The sequence below is a fragment of the Clostridium acidisoli DSM 12555 genome, assembly GCF_900176305.1.
Taxonomy (GTDB): domain Bacteria; phylum Bacillota; class Clostridia; order Clostridiales; family Clostridiaceae; genus Clostridium_I; species Clostridium_I acidisoli.
The window spans coordinates 771,918-789,013 of record NZ_FWXH01000002.1; the positions used below are offsets into that span (position 1 = coordinate 771,918).

Sequence of the window (17,096 nt, forward strand, 5' to 3'; positions counted from 1 at the left end):
CATATGACGGTTCCCTCTAAAAAATCAACTCTCCTGGTTTATATCCGTCAGGTAATTCCTCTTCATTTAGAAATTTGAAATTGTCATCACGTAGTATTGGTAAAAATGCTTCATAGGGCATTCTTGAAAACTCACAGCCATAACTACTTGATCCGAACCACTTGCCCTCTTTGCTGCTCAAATTCAAATCTCTTGTAAATTTTGTATGGTTTGAACAGTCATGAACTACTAAATCCCAGTTTTCTTCATCAGCTATCTTCATGAATTTAAGCGTTAGTTCTCTACTCCAAATTGGAGATACATAGCCTTGTCTTGATATATACATATTTTCACCATCATAATTGTCTATGTTATTCTCATTTAAATGTAACTCTGCACAATTTATAAAATCAAGTTTTGTATCTAAGATTGCTTGTTTCTTCTTAAAAAACACTTCAAAAAGCTCAGGTGTCATTGGAGTTTCTATACCTACGTTTTTGATATATTTTTTGGCTATTCCAATATTTTTAATAACATTATCCGAGCAATTAGATGCACCTAGATTAAAACGAATTTCATTAAGCCCAGCTTCTCCTAGTGCTTTTAATGTCTCTTCTGTAGCTAGCGTTCCATTTGTATATAGATGTTGATAAACCCCTGCTTCATTGAATTTTTTTATAATTCCATAATATTTTTCGATTTCCATAAATGGCTCTAAATAAACATAAGCAATGCCTGTTGGCTTTTTGTGTATTGAAAGCAATAAGTCAATATCCTTTTCGTAAAACTTTGTGCCACCAATTTCCCACATACCTTCCCCTATTGGAGGTATGTTATCTAATTCACCGTAGTTATAACAAAATTTACATTCCACATTACATTTATTTGTCTTTCTAACAGCACTTAACCCAGTTCCTAAAAGGCATGATACGCATCCCTTTGGAAACTTAGTGTCATCTCCTACATAAAAAGTTCTATCCTTTAAAGTTTTTAAACCTTTAATTTCCGACATTAACTTATCATTTCTATAATCAATTACTGCCTCAATTTGTGCAAAGGTAGCGAGGATGATTTCTTGTTGCTTTACCATAACTTCCTCGTCCTCTGGCAATATTGAAAAAAACTCAAACCATGTTAACGCATCTTTTTTTGAAATTTTCATATGTATCCTCCTAATTAATCTTCCTAATAATTCAATTTAAGTCTTCCAACTATATTTTCCACAAAAACAATGAAAGTCCCTGAAATCAAGGACTTCCATTGTATAAAAATTCTAGTTCTTATTTGGTGCAGGTGACGGGACTTGAACCCGTACGTCCTAAAACACACGCCCCTCAAACACCAACTCTAATTTACATATATTTTTCAACCTATTCTTTTAGGCTTTAATACGTTCTTATTACTCCAATAACAACACGTTACCATTATTCCTTAAACGTATTTTAACATAGAAAAATCAAACAAACAAGCACTTTATTTAAATCTTTATTTTTTACAACATTCAATTAAATAAATACTCTAAAAAATAAAACGAAAAAAAGGGTATAGCCAAAAGTGGCGACACCTAGCTATACCCTCTAAAATTAGTAAATTGTGAATTACAACCTACTAAAATTTCTTACATTTATGTATGTATTATTTTGCTACTTCTTTTGCCACATCTGCAATAACAATTCCTGCAACTGTTTCTACGATTTCTTTTATTGTATTTCTTGATAAATGGTCTCCAAATTTATTATCTAATAAATCTAAGAGAGAAACAATTTTATCTTCTGAAAAATCTTCTTTATGTAATTCATATAAATTTTCTAAGAATGTCTTACATTCATTATAATTAGCATCACCAATTTTGCCTTTAATAAAACCTAAAATTACTTTACCTTTCTTAATTACAATTGGTACTATTAGTCCAATAACAAAAGACACTACACCTATAATTTCTGTTGAATAATTTTTTAATATTTCCATTTATACATTACCATCCTTTTTTATATTTTTTGTAAATAAAAACAAGAGACTTTAAATCCCTTGTTTATAATTTGAACCAATTATTTTTTAAATCATTTAATAAAGTATTTATTGTGTTTTCTCCTACTTCACCGTCTACACTAAGATGCATTATTTCTTGATATTTTACCACTGCATCATATGTACCTTTTCCAAAATCTCCATCAATGGACACCCCACCGATTAAAACATTTAAAATACTTTGTAGTAATCGAACTCTGTTGGAATTTTCACCCATTTTTATAACCATTACTTGTACACTCTCCTGTATATTATTTATTGTTACTGGTGCATTAATGCCATTGTTAAGTATAGTCTCATTAAATAAATCCATATCAACTTCATTATTACTTATCCCATTAACTCTTCCTGTCCAACTATATTGGATACCACCGTAACCTTTTGTATTTGAAGGGTTTGTCTGTGGTTCTGCTACCCATATTTTACTTATAGGTAGTCTTGATATATCTGTAATGTTATGACTAGAATACAGAATTAAATTAGGATTTTGAGCCATAAATTGTGATACAAAATTCATGTCTGGAATGGAAACTTCATAATCCAAACATGGTTTTAAGTCCTGTTGATATTTACTAATAACACTATTAAAATGTTGATATTCTGCTATAGCACTATTCCTTTCTGCAAAATGATAAAATCCTACCAACAATCCTACTGACTTCGCACCATGATATTGTGAATCCATCTTTGGGTTGATATAGGAAATTCCATCACTGGCTTTTATATAAACTGCCTGTATATTACTTGCTTTTACTGCGTTCCAATCTGTTACGTTATCTTCGCTGTAAATGTCAATTCCTCTAAACATTTAATCGCCCTTTCTTTATTTAAACACTGTAATTTTTAATAGATATCCAATTATTGTTACTGCAATTGCTCCTACTGTGTACCACATATGTTTATTATCTGTTTTAAATTCTTCTATAAATTTTTCATAGCTTTCTTTAATCTCATCTATATCTTTGCTATTTTGCATTGCTGTATTGTATCCATCTTCTGCCTTTTTTCTTAAATCTGAAAAATCATCCAGCTTGGATTCTATCCTTGCTAACCTTTCTACAATTTCTAAAGTCTTATCTTTGTCCTCCATAATTCACCTCCAATTGATATTTTTTGTATTAAAAAAGCACCTATTAACTAGATGCTTTTTTATTTAACTATGCAAAAATAACATAACCGAGTTCTTTTGCTCTTGCTTTTACTGCTGTCTCAAATTCTGTGTACTGTTGTGCTGCTGTTTCACCTACTGTGTTTGTAGCTCCTGCTGTGTCTAGTAACACTTTATTTTGTACACTTAGTGCTATATTAAAGTTTTCAGTGCCTCCATCTAACGAGGTTGTCACATAAGCCACTATGATATCTGTACCAGTACCATCTTTTAGAGTTATACTTGCAGATAAATTTACAGTTTCACTAATCATCATTTTTACATCCTTCCTTTTCTTATCTTTTATTTTTTATATTAAAAAAGCACCCTAAATTAATTAGGATGCAGCTTTTAACTGTTGTATTTCATTTTCTAAGTTAGTTATTTTTAGTTCTAGCTCCTGAATTTTGCTATCTTCTTCTTGTAAGCTTCCAATTACATATGGCATTACTTTATCCCAATTTGGCGCATAGTAGTCTACATTGCCTTTTGTCATAAAAGGACGCATAAACTCACTATTAAGTGTGCTCATTTGTTGGGCAATAACACCCACATCTATGTGTTTTCCATCTTCGATCCAGTTATATTGCACAATGTTAATGTTATTAATAGTATCTAAACAGTTTTTAGTGCTAGGTATAATGTTAGCTTTTAGCCTTTCATCCGAACCACCTGACTGATAGACCCAATAAGAAGTTCCACCACTAACCCAGTTAAAGCCAGTGCCTTGATAGAAGATATTATCTATATTACTTGAGAAAACTGCCCATTTACTATCCGAGGTTCTTTGAAAACCTGTGGCATAAAGGGCATTTTTAAGGGTAAGATCCCCAGTTCTACAATTCATTAATATTCTTGGCTTAAAAGCAGTTCCAGTTCCATCATAGTTAGCATTCGTTCCAAAGGCTAGACCTTGCCAACTTTGTATAGAGGAGTTATAGCTACTCCATGATGCTCCATCACCTGTTCCTATGCTTAAAGTTAGGGCGTTTGTTAATGCTGTACTACTAATATATACAGTACCATTATTTATAGTCGTTTCGCCTGTTGCAGCAACACCATTATTCACAGTCCAAAGTCCCGCATATGTTGCTTCTCCACTCCCACCATTTATAGAGAGTAATGAAGTTCCTGCATTGTTTTTTATATTAAAACCTGTACTATCATTTTGCACAGTTATGGTTATACCTGTTTGGTCTAATTGTACAACTTTAGTGCTAGAAGCATTATAAACTTGCAGTAAACCATTTGTATTGCTTGAGCCACCTAAAGTTAATGTACCTCCACTAATTTTACTAGCGGACAAAGTACCTGTGGTAATATTATTTCCATTTATAGTAGTGCTTCCTGCTGTGCTTAAACTATTAAATGTAACATAGCCACTTAAATTAATATTTAATGCAGACATATTTATCTTACTAGAAGACTGATTTATCATGCTTACAAGTGTATTTCCGTTATAGTCGGTAGTTGATACCTTTGAAGAAATCTGCCCTGCTTGAACTTGTATACTACTCTCTGCTGAATTAAGTCTACCACTTAAACTACCAGTTGCATTTGTAAAAGATTGGTTTGAGGCATTAAATCCTATTGCAGTATTAGTCTGAGTTAAATCGGTTTGAGTTGTAGTAATTTCACTTTGTAGTGCATTTCTTGCAGCAGTAATATCCGTGTTCCAAATCTTGCTAGAAATTTGCCCTTGCATAGTACTTATAGAAGTTCCTTGGCTTTGTACTGTATTTCCTTGACTTGTAACAGTATTAGTTAAGTTATTAAAAGCAACTTCTAAAGTCTGATTAGCTGTACTTAACTGTACTTGGGTTGATTTTAATAGTGTAGTAGAGCCATTAATACTTGTTACAACACTATCTATATCAAGCTTTGAGCCATCTATATTTGCAGTATCAGAAACCATGTCATTTCTTATTATTTTATCTTTTATTCCTTGGGCTTTAAGTCCTGTGGCATCAAACATCAGATTGCCCGAAGCGTCCCAAACGTACATATTATAATCGTTTGAAGCGTCCTTACCTATTTGGACTCTTACTCTGCTGCTGTCTTTTATCTGTATGGTGTTGTCTGCAATATACATATTTCCGCTAGAACTTTCTATTGTTACAAGTGAAGTACTTAATTGCCCTGTCTTAACTTTTCCTGCATCTAATTCCGCTATTTGAGCATTTCCTATAGCCCCGTTAGCAATTACTCCGCACCCTGCTGTAATAGTTCCTGCAACCATATTATCTGCTGTAACTATATGAGATTTAAGTGTATTAGTAGTTAAGTCCATTATATTACCAACACTAGCTGTTAAATTTTGAATATTGCCATTAGTAGCAGTTAAATTTGTGATAGTTGCATAAGTAGCACTTAGATTATCTACCGTAGCATTAGTAGCATGTAGCTTATCAATATCAGCTTGGTTTGCTTGGATATAGTCAGCTACAATTTGATGTGCTCTCAACGTCTGAACTGTATCATTACTGGATTGACTAAAGTCATTCCTCACAGTTCCTGTGTTTATCATAAACGCCCCAATATAGACAGTTCCATTTGCATCATTATTACTAGCTCTAAAGTTTATCTGCTGAATTATGTCACTTGGGTGTTCTGTTGTGAGGTTAAAGCTTTGTTCTTGAACTTCCCAGTCACAGTTAGTTTTGTTAGCATATAAAAAGCTAATACTATCTGCTGTATATGGATTAGTTTCAAAGATGTTAAATCCTGCAATAGCTTGTGGCGACATAGATTGTAAAATTTCAACAGCTATTTGAAATACATTATTTGGTATAGGACTAGTTGTAAAATCTGCTAACTGATTACCTAAGTTATCATATGCATGTATAACATATGGATAGTTATTACTATTGGTTATTGTTATACCTGTACCGCCAGTAACTCCAATTCGTTCTGTAATAACTCCTGTGTTATTACCATTAAAAGTCCAAGTTGTTCCTTTTGTATCTACAATGCATCTTTTTATAACAGCATCTAAAGCACCAAGTAAAACATTTGTTTGATTAGGTACATTGTACTGTCCACTATCTGTGATAGTTAAACCACTATACTTTGCTTGTAGACTAAACATTAATTGTTTGCTCTTATAATTATTTGGATTAACTAAAACATCAGCCTTACTCAAACTTGCGTTAGGTGGTAACTTCCACACCTTATCCGTATCATGAAGTGTAGCATCGTCTACAACTGTACCACCTGTAGTTACCCATTCAGATACATATTTATCTTCTGGTATAGAATGGTCAAATAAATTATTTCCACCACTTGTGGTTGAAGTGGCGATTGACAACATACTATTAGGTATATCTCCAATTTGTGCTTGTAGTATTTTAATATTATTTTGATTTTGCTTAGATATTTGGAACAGTGATTTTTGATTACTTCGTAAAATATCATTTTTAATATTCCCCAATGTAATACCTATATAATTTTTAACTAAAGCATCATATGTATAACCAACTAATTCAGCAATTACATCTATATCCAAGGCTTTAATTACGACAAAATCATAAGGATGTACTTCTTCTAAGATTGCGTAGTCTTTATATTCTTCCGTATTAGATAATTCTATAAAGTTAACAGAATAACTATATGTAGGTACATCATTATTATTAGCATATAAATTATTTACATAGTCCCTCATAACTTGATATTTCTGGTCAGCATTTAAAATTTTTTGGTCATCTGTAAGAGTAACTTCAATTGGTTTAATATATATATTTGCATAATCATTGATTTTAGGACTATCCACATATTTTTCAGGTAATGTTATTACTGTATCTGTGCTTTGCGTTGTTGAATCATCTGTTGAAGTACTGTCATCATTGATATAAGGCATTGCTCTAGTAATCATATTGCTGTCATCTGCGGATTGTTCAAAACCAGTTAGATTTTTAGAGTATTTTATTGTTACTCCTCTGTTTTTCCCTGCTTGATTAAACATACCTATGTTAAAGTTATCTCTTACAAGTTCTCCACCCCAAATTTGAAGAAATGTATTATCACCCGTTCCAATTAAAGCATCTGTTGGATTTTGTCTTATATATGTTGAACTTGCTATAGTTGCAATATCACTATTCCAAGAAAATGGATGTGAATATTGTGTGTTATTTAAAATCTCTTGTCCTGCATCAATACCGCTTTTATTACTAATAGTTACGTTTTCCACTAAATTATAATTTAAATCATAAGTAATATGGTATCCAGTTACTTCAATATAATAATATCCACTATCCATCTTTTTTGTAGGAGTATTAAGCCTAAATAGTTGGTCATTTTGATACGCAACTGGACATTTTACAATAGCACCTTTAACTATGCTTTGCCATCTATCATCATCTGATAATATTGGATAAACTAAATCAATTTGAAACTGTCCATTTTTCTCCCATGTAACCTCACATTTAGTTGTATTTTTTAATACTAAATCATTACTATCAAAATCACTAGTCTTAAATTTATCATATAATACTATCATTTAATCACCTCTTTTTTTGTTTATCTTATAACTAAATGTGTACATACCATTTTCCGCCTACAATGTATGGAGGTAAGTTATTATGTGCCTGTCCTCCACCAGCTGTTTCCATATATTCAGTTGAATGAGTATCAATTTGTGTAACCACCATAAGCCTATCAGCAAAGCCATTGTATCCTGGCCAACCTTGTGGATACGCAGAAAAATGTCCTGCATTTTCTTCGCTACATTGATACATTCGTAATCCATGCATATGAGAAGCTGTCTCTTGAATTGTTAATGTGTGTGCTTTCTCCCCACCTGTTTTACCAAGTGTATTGAATTCTGGCTGTGTGCTGTCAATTTGAAATGGTACTCTACCATTGTAATTAGGCAAGTTTGCACCATATATTGCAGATAAACCACTATAACCACTTGTTGACCTTCCATCCATAGGGAGCCAATAAGTAGAATTTAAAGGTGTATCTGACATTATCTTTGAACCTGTTTGAAAATGCTCTAAAGCACTAATTGAATTTTGCATTGTTGTAATTTGTGCTTGCATAGTTTGTATTTGGTTTACAGCTTGTAATAATGCAGGATAATCGGGGGCAGCTATAATATCCCCATAATCACTCACTGCTTCTACAACATTTACAGTTCCTGTATTTGTGCTTATAGTTCCTGTTGGGTCTATGATTGTTAATTCAATTTGAACTTCACCTGAGACCCTCAACATACTATCTGGATATGTAAGCAAATAATGTCCTACATTTGTGTCTTCTACATCTGCCATTTGGCTAACATTTCTGCCATCAGGGGTCGTAGCGTTCATCCAAATTGTCTGATTAGCTGTATTTTGAACAACTCCATTTAATACTCTTGTTATATCTAAACCACGACTTTTGTGGTCTGTTGTTTTCACATCTGGTAGATTGGTTAAATTTGTATTCAAAGCTAAATTAATAGCATAATATCCATCAAACATTTATAATCACCTCTCTATTTTATTATTTTAAATTTCATAAAAATTTCTAAGCTTTCAGTTTCTAAACTATCAGGACAGTTATTTAATGAAATTTCTTTAAACTTAAATTCTGTATCTAATTCTTCTTTTAAAACTTCTATATATTCTCTATATTTATTTTCATATTCTTCAATTTCAGTCTTATATTTTTCTTGTATTGGTTTAATCTTTTCATTAAATTCTGTAACTTTTTCTGTCTCTTTGGGATTTATAACATAGGTGTTTTTGCTTTCATCAAAAATCCCTATACTTTTTATTAGTTCTCCTCTTTCTGCATAAAAAGGTTCTAATATATCATTTATATCTTTTTCAACACCTTCTAGTGCTTCTATTTCATTTTTTATATCATTTTCAATTTTTAATAAAGAATATCTGAATTTAACAGTACCCTTAACCTTTTCAGTTTGTATTGCTTTCCATAACTTTACTATGTCTTCTTTTTTCAAATTTCTTACCTCCAATATTTTTGTAATAAAAAAGAGCCTTATAATAAGACCCTTAATTAAATATTTCGCCAATGTGGTGTTAGTTCTATTTTGGATATATTCCCAGTGAACTCAATTATATTTTCTTTTTCATACAGTGCAGGAAAATTTCCACTCATATTCATACCTAAGTTTTGATTTCCTTTGTAGCATTGCTGCAATTCACTATCACATTCAATATAACCATCAACAGAATAAAAATCCGTCTCAACTCCATTTACCATTACTCCAATATCACCTTGTCCATATATTTTTAAATGTGGAAGTGATAAATCATATTCATTCATGATTATTGTTTCCCATGTGTTTTCTGTTGGGGTATATATAATAGGTATATCTCCAGTATTTAAATATGCATAAGGAAAACATGAAAATATAATTGTAAAATTATTCATTGTTCTTATTATTTTTTCAATAGACAAAATATTATCAATAGACGCTTTAAAATATCTGTCTGGTTGGTTTGACAAAATTAAATTACCTCTACCTCTAAGCCATCTTTTTATAAAATCTATATCATCGCCTTTATAGCATAATGTTAAAGATTTATCTATATCATCATACACGTCTTGTCCAAAATCATCAGTTTCTATTATTCTTAAATTTCCACTTCGTCCAGATACTTGTGTTTTCGTTACACGTCTATTTGGACTATTGGGCATTGGTAACGTATTTACTATATATAAATCTTTCACATCTAAACTACAAATATTATTAAAAGTGAAATATAATGGTTTACGTGACATATACTAATTACCTCCTATTCCACTAGCATTATTGATTTTCATATTATTTAAATCTCTAGCAACTTTTTGTAAATCACTATATCCATTTATAGTAACATGGTCAAAAGTAACTGCCATTGTTGTTCCACCATTGCTATTAGCAACCATTTTAGACGCAACCTTTTCTGCAACACTTTCTGCTGTCTTCTTAACCATATCCTCACTTGCTTCGTGGTTGTAAATTTTAGTGCCCTGTGGTGGTTGATAAACTTCGTAACCTCGCTCATGCATTGTAGTTAAATATCCTTGAAAGTTATTAGTTCCACTTGCATTTTGTCCAATAGCAGTATTTCCAGTAACTGCTCCTACAACCTTTGCTACCTTTTGCGTAAATGTTAAATCGTTCCAACTTTTAGCTATTTTATTAAATTCATCACCTATGCTTTTAGTTAACTTTTGCCATGGGTTTAACATTTTACCAGTATCAGTGTTCATATTACTAATAACATCACTATCCATTTTACTTAAATGGTCAACCACTTGGTCTCTTTGTTCCTTTGCAGCCTTTACACTTTGATCTCGTTGACTTTCAGCGTTCTTTATTAATTTGTCTGCTTGGTCTTTATTAATTGTATGCGTTACATCTCTTTCGTAGGTAATTTCCGCAACAGTTTGGTCGCATTGGTCATTCGCTGCTTTAATGCTTTTATCTCTTTGGCTATTAGCATTTTGGATAATTGAACTAGCTTCTTCTTCCGTAATAGATGTACCGTAGCTTTTCATTCTCTCTAAAATTACTTTGCTTTGAATTTCAGAATCCGATAAACTTTTTACAGCTGTAACTCGCATTGAATCTTGTATTGCATTAATTTGTGCTTTTTCCTGTGTCGTTGTATCTCTATGATGTGCAACTGCATTATCTTGTATAGCAGCTATTTGTGCTTCATAGCCATCAATTTTAGCTTTTTTAGTATTATTATCATTGGTCATATTTGTTAAAATCTTTTGTTCATCATCAACACTCAATACGTCACTTTTAGCAAAAAAATCCTTCATCTTTGTTAATCTATCATTATATTGTGTGTCCATTCCACCTTTAATTTTAGTTCCCATAGCAGTAAATTGAGCCACAACATTATCTGCTTCACTTTTAGTTATTCCAACAGATTGTGTCATTGTATCTGTAAACTTTTTAATAGTATCAGCTTTCTGTTGTGCTGTTAATCCGCCTACTTTACTTACCATCTGTGTGTACTGTGCAACAATATCATTTTTATTTTTAGTAGTTAATGTACTTGTATTAGTTACCATGTTAGTAAAATCTGTTATATTCTTATCTTTCATATTGGCATTTAATCCACTTACCTTACTTACCATGTCTGTATATTGTGCAACTACATTTGTTTTAGTTTGTTTAGTAAAATTATCACTGTTAACAGAAATATCAGTCATAGTTTTTTTTACATTGTCGTCCATCTGCATATATGCACCAACATTTTTTTTAGTTGCATCTGTAAAATTAATAGTTTTTGTTACTGTATTTTGTACCGTTTCGCCGTAACTATTCAGCACTTTTTCACTGGCCTGATATTTACTATTAAATAAATCCACTGTTGGAATGGCATCATTAGTCATATGTTTGTATAACGCATAACTGCCAACACCTACCGCTGCTACTACCCCTACTACTGCTGCAATAGGTAATATAGCCGCTCCAAATGCAACTCCAAGACCTGCTGTTGCGGTTGCTCCTGCACCCTCTGCTACTGCTGTTCCTGCAATTGCTTCTCCTGCTCCTGTGGCTGCGGCTGTTCCTGCTTCGGTTGCAACTGTTGCTTTCCCTATTGCACCTGAAATTTTACCTGCTAATCCCAGAATGTTACTTATGCTTCCTGCTGCTCCGCCAACAACCTTTAAACCTAATCCTGCGGCGGTGGCTAATCCTACTACATCAATTATTGTTTTTTTAGTTCCATCATCTAAATCGCTAAAACTTTTAACTACTCCTGTTACATCTTTGACGAGTGGTGTTAATATAGGTAGTACATCTTGTCCAAATGCAATTCCAAGAGCATGTACAGATTCTTCTAATTCTTTAAAATTATTTTGTGATGTATTTTTCATGCTATCGGATAAATGTTGAACTTCTCCTGTGGCATTATTAGCATTAGTCGAAAGATTGCTTAAATAATCACTACCTTTATGCATCAATATGCCCCAAGAAGCAAGTGATTCTTTACCAAAAATCGTTGCATAAGCCGATTCTCTTTGTTTATCTGTCCACCCTGCTGTTCTCTGTGACATTTCTGCTATTATAGTGGTCAAGTCTTTCATTTTACCTTGACTATCAAAAGCGGAGAAATTCATTTCTTTTAAGGCTGCTTGCATTTTAGTTGTAGGCTTCGTTAAGTTTACCAATCCTGCTTGTAAACTTGTTGCTGCTGTACTTGCATCTATACCATTAGACTGAAGTTCCCCAATCGCTGCTGCTGTTTGGGACATTGGAATTTTTAATTGACTAGCTAAGGGCCCAACTATACTAAACGCTTCACCCAGGCTCGAAATACTTGCCTTTGTATGATTAGCAGTATAAGCAAATGTATCAGCCATGTGCGACATATTTGCCGTTGTTGTAGCTGCATCATTAGTTTTCATTCCATAAGCTTCAAGAGAACTTCCTAATTTATCTACTGTAGTTCCTAATTCTTCATTTGAACCTCTTGCAGTAAGTAAAGATGTATTCATTGTACTCATAGCTTCGCCTGCGGTGTAACCATCTTTAACAAGTGTTAATAGTCCTTGATTTATATCATCAGTTGATTGTCCAAAATCTTCCGACCATTTCAATGATGATGTTGACATTTCTGCCATTAAAGAATTGACTTGTGAAACTGGAATTCCTGTGGCTGCAACTTCTTTTTTTATATCAGCCATCTGATGTTCAAAATCTGATGCGGATTTAGTAGCAAGTCCTAATCCTACTACTACTGGAGCTGTAACTTTTAATATTGCATCCCCTGCTTCATTTGCAGATTTACCAATAGTTTTAAAGCTTTTACTTCCTGATTCTAAGCTTTTTCCAGCATTTAGCCAACCACTTTGACTTTCAGCTATGTTTTTAGTAGTTTTATTCAGCTGTCCCTCAAGATTCTTTGCTTCTGCACTTGCTGTGTTCATTTTCGTTGTGTAACTTTCAATACTTTTTGCATTTTGTGTAACTGCTTTATCTACATTGTTGTATTGCTCTGTAAGTTCAGCTACTCTTGTTTTTGCATTCTCAGCAACTTCGGAGTTTTTACCATATGCACTTGTTGCACCTTCTAGTTTTGATTTTTCCATATCTAATGCAGTTTTTAACTGATCTCTTTTTAATATGTTTTCTTCCATTGTTGTAGTGGTTTTTGCAATGGATTTAGAATATATATCAACTTTTTCTTGTGCTGTTTGCATTGTGTCTTTTAATGCACTTTGTACCTTTTGTAAATTTCCAGTTGAATCCCCAAAAGCTTTTACTCCAACTTCTGCGTCTTTTAAGGCACTTTTATTTAACTTTAAATTTGCATTAACGCCTTGAAGACTTTCGTTAAATCCTGAACTATCTAATATGTATTGGACACTTACTCTTTTTGTTTCATCTGCCAAGTCTATCTCTCCTTTCCATAATTATTTTCTAAAGAACACGCATTGGTCGGGTGTCAATTCTATGTCATCATCATCATTTTGATTATTGTTTTCACTTTTAGTCCACCCCATAAATTTACAATGTTGTAACCATAATGCTAAAATCTCTTTGGGACATGATTTCATAAATTCATTTCTGCTATAATTTAAATGTGTCTTTGCTACATAAAAAAACCAATCTAAGTCAATTAAATCCTTAGATTGGTTAGTTAGTTTTTTTTGCTTTTTGTTTCCTTTTTATTTTCATCTTTTTTATCTAAATCCAAACTTCCTACCAACATTTGATATCCAATTACATCTAAAAGTTTTATAGTTGGAAAATCTAAACTGATTGCTTTCTTTAATTCTTCTTCTGTTAAATCTTTCTCTACACAACAGCAACTTAGTATTTTTATTAAATTACTATATTGTTTTTTCTGTTGTAGATATTCATTTACTATCTCCAGTGAATTATCATATTTATCTTCAAATTTACATAGTGCTTCAAAGTCAAACCTAAAAGTTAATATCTCTTCACCAATTTCTATTTTATATTCTTGTACTTTCCCTATATTCATTTTTATCAAACCTCCAAATTATTATAATAAAAAAGAGAGTAAAGTTTGAATTCTACTCTCTTTTGTTTCTAAGGTGTTACTGTTTTTGGTGTTGGTACAATTACACTTGCAAAGAATGTAGTTGCAATGTCTTCTGGACAATCTGGGTCATCCGTCTCTACCATGTACTGATACATACCATTATTTGTTAAAGGTTGGAATGTAGCTGTAACTGTAGAATTTTGGTAATCCACTTTACCTTCGGCTTGTTTTACATCAATATCTGGTTCTACTAATTTACCTTTGTATAGAACAAGATAACCCTTTTCAACTCCGCCTGCTTTTGTATACTCAACTAGTAAACTTACCCAAGGTGCAACATCTGTATCTTTACAAAAAACACCTCCCGTGCTGGCAATAGAGTGCCCAAGATACTTAGCATATTGCTGGTTGGAAAAATGTCCCAAATCTATGGAAATCTCTAAATCTTGTAAAGTTATATCTTGGTCTACAAGTTTCCCCTCTTCATAATTACTTCCTGTATTTGTTTTTGCCTTAGATGAAAACTGTTGAATTCCTGGGATATATTCTGGAGTTGCAAAAGTTAGATTGTTGCTTCCTAATTCATCTTTTGTTATTGTTGCTAAAAATAGCCTATCAATATTAATTTTTGCCATTTAAATTACCTACCTTTCAAATTTTGTTTAATTTTTTTGTATAAAAAAAGAACTACATTTTATAGTCCTAATTTGTTTTAATAAATCTCATTGCACAATGATTTAATTTTGTTGTCTCTTCCCATATAGATATAATACTTATTCTATTAAATCCATTATCAGTTAATTTTTTTTTAATAGAATTTTTTAATGGTATATAGTTTTGAGTACTTAAAGAAAATATATCTACTTGTAAATAATAAAAAGTACTAATTTCATTTCCTTCCTCCCATAATCCACCATTTTCATTATAGAACTCGTATTCTACATACATTGGCGTTGGATTTTCAGCATGAAGAAAATACACTTTTTTATCTACTGTTAAGTTTATAATGCTACTATCCATTAAAAGTGTTCTAGTATATGTTTCAATATTATCTATAACTGCCACCTCTCTTTTATATGGCTTTTTCAAATAGTCCTTCTGCCATTTTAGCCATAACTTCAACCATACTATTGTCAACCGATCTTTCAAACCAACCAATATGTTCTTTAGACTGACTTGTTCCATATTCTGTAAACATAGAATACCATTGGTTAAGTTTAATCTCTCCAACTGTAGCAAAATCAACCTTTTTAACTGTTTGTTTAATATTTTTCTTTAATTTTTCTGTTTTAGTCGGGGCATTCTTTTCAATTTCTGTATAAGCAGGTTCGATAGCGTTTTTCATTACTCTTTTTTCGTCAGCAGTTGTTATAGTCATTTCAATAAAATCATTCATCAAGCTATCTAATCCAGTTACTTCTATAGTGTTCATTCTAATTCACCGCCTTGGCTTTTAACTTATACCATGTATTTGCCGATGCGACATTATCAGCGAAAAATATATCATATGTCTTCTTTTTATAAACAATTTTGTATTTCTTATAACCGTCCTTTTCTTCCATATCAGAAATATCAGAAGAATATCTAATTATAAAATTCACTGTATCTTCCTCATTTACCGCTTTCGCCGCAAAGTAGGCATTTCCAAAAAGATTATTTATATTTGCCCAAACCTTTTTAAAATCCACATAACCGCCACTGCCTGCAATTGGAAATCCATCAGCATCCGTTTCTTGTTCTGTAAATTTTTGTAACGTTATTCTTTTATTCAATCGACCAGTATCTATGTTAAAATCAGCCATGTTTTTCACCACCTTAAAAATATAAGAAAGACGGGGGCTTGCCCGCCATATTTCTAGTATTCGATACGTTTAATACTTCTTACAGAACCTTTTACAACTCCAAATCTTTCAAGTATTCTTACTTTAACAGTGTCATCATTGAATCCAGCTTCAGTACTTCTTGCAATTGTTACTTGATTTCTATCACAGAATTTTATAGCTTCTTTTGTATTAGCTATATAAAATATTTGTGTCTTATCCGTTGTTACAATTGGTAAAAGAGTATCTTCCACATATACAATTGGTTTAGAATGGAAATATTCAACACCATTTGCATCTACTGTTATAAGGTTTAAATTCCTGCCCTGTTTATCTTTCATATTCTTTAAAGCAACATAACCATCAACATTTGTAATAGTAACTAATCCAGATTTTACAGATGGTAAAGCAGAATCAATTGCATTTTCAACTGCTGAGTAATCTATTGGCGTTCCTGCTACTGCGGTGGCATTGTCTGTAAGAACTTTTAATATTTTTACATTTTCTTTTACAGTGGCAATATTCAAAAAGTTACTATTTACAAGAGATTCTATTTCAATTTCAGCGTCATCTAGTAATTCAGATGTTAATGTTTGAATCAAACCAACCTTACTTACTGTAAATGGTATATCTGTAGTAACGAGTGTACCATCGACGATATCAGCACCTTCGAGTACGTCTGACATTGTGTTTTGGTCTAAATCTATTACCGGGATTGTACCTTCATTCTTATGTACTGGTACTATATCGCATAATGATTTTAGAGAACCATAACCTTTTTGTAATATCATTAAATTATTTATGAATTCTTTTGGCAATACTGCTGAATTATCTGCGGTAGTTATTGCGTCTCTCTCCTCAACTGTAGTTTCTTGTCCCATTATTTTCTTCACTATTGCTCTCATTTCACTTACTTCTGCCATAGTCTTATCAACCTCTTTCTTTTTATTTTTTTGACTTTCCAAATCTCTTTTTTCATCTGCATCAAGCTCAACTTGTATAGTGATTAATTTTTCCAAATTTCTTTTTTCTACTGTAGCTTTTTCAGCTTCATCAGCCTTTTTCTCATCTAAAAATCCTCTTATTTCAACTTTTTTAGCATCCAACTGTCCTCTTAATTCTTCTAATTTACTCATTAATAATTACCATCCT

The 17,096-nt window shown here is 32.1% G+C and carries 16 protein-coding genes; all 16 read right to left on the minus strand.

The features are described 5' to 3' along the window. Window positions 1-16: 16 nt before the first annotated feature. Window positions 17-1,141, minus strand: a complete 1,125-nt coding sequence (locus B8978_RS03805; protein ID WP_084113945.1) for a radical SAM protein — start codon at window positions 1,139-1,141, stop codon at window positions 17-19. A gap of 473 nt (window positions 1,142-1,614) precedes the next feature. Beyond that, window positions 1,615-1,947, minus strand: coding sequence for a hypothetical protein (locus B8978_RS03810; RefSeq protein ID WP_084113946.1), 333 nt, complete (start codon window positions 1,945-1,947; stop codon window positions 1,615-1,617). Between the two features lie 64 nt (window positions 1,948-2,011). Then, window positions 2,012-2,815, minus strand: coding sequence for a GH25 family lysozyme (locus tag B8978_RS03815; RefSeq protein ID WP_084113947.1), 804 nt, complete (start codon window positions 2,813-2,815; stop codon window positions 2,012-2,014). Between the two features lie 15 nt (window positions 2,816-2,830). After that, on the minus strand, window positions 2,831-3,097 hold the full coding sequence (locus tag B8978_RS03820; RefSeq protein WP_084113948.1) for a hypothetical protein: 267 nt from the start codon (window positions 3,095-3,097) through the stop codon (window positions 2,831-2,833). 67 nt (window positions 3,098-3,164) lie between these two features. Next, a complete protein-coding gene (locus B8978_RS03825) occupies window positions 3,165-3,431 on the minus strand; it encodes a hypothetical protein (RefSeq protein ID WP_084113949.1) in 267 nt (88 codons plus the stop codon). A gap of 60 nt (window positions 3,432-3,491) precedes the next feature. Further along, window positions 3,492-7,649: a phage tail spike protein gene (locus tag B8978_RS03830; protein ID WP_084113950.1), complete on the minus strand. Its 4,158-nt coding sequence runs from the start codon at window positions 7,647-7,649 to the stop codon at window positions 3,492-3,494. 31 nt (window positions 7,650-7,680) lie between these two features. Then, window positions 7,681-8,616, minus strand: a complete 936-nt coding sequence (locus B8978_RS03835) for a phage baseplate protein (protein ID WP_084113951.1) — start codon at window positions 8,614-8,616, stop codon at window positions 7,681-7,683. A 14-nt stretch (window positions 8,617-8,630) separates the two neighbouring features. Continuing rightward, on the minus strand, window positions 8,631-9,101 hold the full coding sequence (locus B8978_RS03840; RefSeq protein ID WP_084113952.1) for a hypothetical protein: 471 nt from the start codon (window positions 9,099-9,101) through the stop codon (window positions 8,631-8,633). A 56-nt stretch (window positions 9,102-9,157) separates the two neighbouring features. Continuing rightward, window positions 9,158-9,886 (minus strand): hypothetical protein, encoded by a 729-nt coding sequence (locus B8978_RS03845; RefSeq protein WP_084113953.1) that lies wholly within the window; start codon window positions 9,884-9,886, stop codon window positions 9,158-9,160. Window positions 9,887-9,889: 3 nt separating this feature from the next. After that, window positions 9,890-13,507 (minus strand): phage tail tape measure protein, encoded by a 3,618-nt coding sequence (locus B8978_RS03850; RefSeq protein ID WP_084113954.1) that lies wholly within the window; start codon window positions 13,505-13,507, stop codon window positions 9,890-9,892. A gap of 248 nt (window positions 13,508-13,755) precedes the next feature. Then, window positions 13,756-14,103 (minus strand): hypothetical protein, encoded by a 348-nt coding sequence (locus B8978_RS03855; protein ID WP_084113955.1) that lies wholly within the window; start codon window positions 14,101-14,103, stop codon window positions 13,756-13,758. Window positions 14,104-14,171: 68 nt separating this feature from the next. Further along, on the minus strand, window positions 14,172-14,759 hold the full coding sequence (locus B8978_RS03860) for a major tail protein (protein WP_084113956.1): 588 nt from the start codon (window positions 14,757-14,759) through the stop codon (window positions 14,172-14,174). A 67-nt stretch (window positions 14,760-14,826) separates the two neighbouring features. Continuing rightward, window positions 14,827-15,213 carry a prohead protease gene (locus tag B8978_RS03865; protein ID WP_242950472.1) on the minus strand — a complete coding sequence of 129 codons (387 nt, stop codon included), beginning with the start codon at window positions 15,211-15,213 and terminating at the stop codon, window positions 14,827-14,829. After that, window positions 15,197-15,556, minus strand: a complete 360-nt coding sequence (locus B8978_RS03870; protein WP_084113957.1) for an HK97-gp10 family putative phage morphogenesis protein — start codon at window positions 15,554-15,556, stop codon at window positions 15,197-15,199. The genes B8978_RS03865 and B8978_RS03870 overlap by 17 nt, the downstream gene beginning before the upstream one ends. A 1-nt stretch (window position 15,557) precedes the next feature. Beyond that, complete coding sequence (locus tag B8978_RS03875) at window positions 15,558-15,926, minus strand: phage head closure protein (protein WP_084113958.1); 369 nt, start codon at window positions 15,924-15,926, stop codon at window positions 15,558-15,560. Between the two features lie 53 nt (window positions 15,927-15,979). Next, window positions 15,980-17,080, minus strand: coding sequence for a phage major capsid protein (locus B8978_RS03880; protein ID WP_084113959.1), 1,101 nt, complete (start codon window positions 17,078-17,080; stop codon window positions 15,980-15,982). Between the last annotated feature and the right edge of the window lie 16 nt (window positions 17,081-17,096).